Annotated in this window: 1 protein-coding gene and 1 pseudogene; one reads left to right on the top strand and one right to left on the bottom strand. The window is 47.6% G+C overall.

The genetic code is table 11. From position 1 onward, the window contains the following. Nucleotides 1-445: pseudogene (locus F6K53_RS45400) on the top strand (TPM domain-containing protein); the annotation flags it as partial. A 157-nt stretch (nt 446-602) separates the two neighbouring features. Here the strand turns inward: F6K53_RS45400 and rph are convergent. After that, the coding region (rph, locus tag F6K53_RS45405; RefSeq protein ID WP_293087795.1) for a ribonuclease PH at nt 603-1,019 on the bottom strand (417 nt) is incomplete at its 5' end.

Genomic DNA, 1,019 nt, shown 5'->3' on the forward strand with positions numbered 1-1,019 from the left:
GACCGGCACGCTTCCTCGTACATTTTGGGTAGAGTTGCAAACCCGATTTGGTAATCTCTACTTTGTACGGGACAATGGCGAAAACCAATCTATTATCGAAGCCCTAAATACGGTCAAGCAATGCCTGCGCCAAGGGGGATGTCGGGTGGTACCTGGACTACCACGGGAACAGTGGATTCTGACCCTAATTACTTCTACTGTCGGAGGAGTGATTTGTGGATTTGCTGCTATTCCCCGCAAACAGGATCAGGTTTTCGCTTGGCAATGGGCTTTAATTTTGTCCCCACTTTGGGGTATTCTGTTTATTGCCTTCGGTATTGGACCTGTAGTGACACGCACCTCTGATTTCTTACCACTATTGCGCAATATTCTTGGTTTCGTTCTCGGTGCGGTTGTGGCTTACTTGTCACCAGTTATTAGTGAATCATCAGCCTCAGAAACTTAAAACCTATTGCAGGAGCCCTATTCTAGGGCAGCAATATAGGGGCGCAAGGCTTGCGCCCTCACGATGATTGACCAATAGCTTGACCGTAGGTCACGCTACGGGAAGGAAATCCAATCTCAAAAGTGAAGCGCGACAATTATTACTCAGCACTCAGCACTTATTTCTGGTAACGCTGTGCCTGTAACAACTCCTTAATACCTTTTTCTCCTAGATCCATCAACTGATTGAGTTGATGGCGAGTATAAGCCCCTGACTCGGCTGTTCCCTGAACCTCAATAATACCCATTTGATCGTTCATCACTACATTAAAATCCACATCAGCCGCCACATCTTCGAGATAGTTGAGGTCTAAAAACGGCTCACCTTCCAATAAACCAACCGAGACAGCAGCAACTTGGTGAATTAAAGGCGATCGCTCTAGTACTCCCGTTTTAACCAGTTTATCCACAGCATCCGCAAGAGCAACATATCCCCCAGTAATGGCAGTAGTGCGGGTACCTGCATCCGCCTGTAGAACATCCGCATCTACCGTAATGGTCCTCTCGCCCAAGGCTTTGAGATCAACAGCAGCCCG

Source organism: Moorena sp. SIO4A1 (assembly GCF_010672065.1).
Classification (GTDB): Bacteria; Cyanobacteriota; Cyanobacteriia; order Cyanobacteriales; family Coleofasciculaceae; genus Moorena.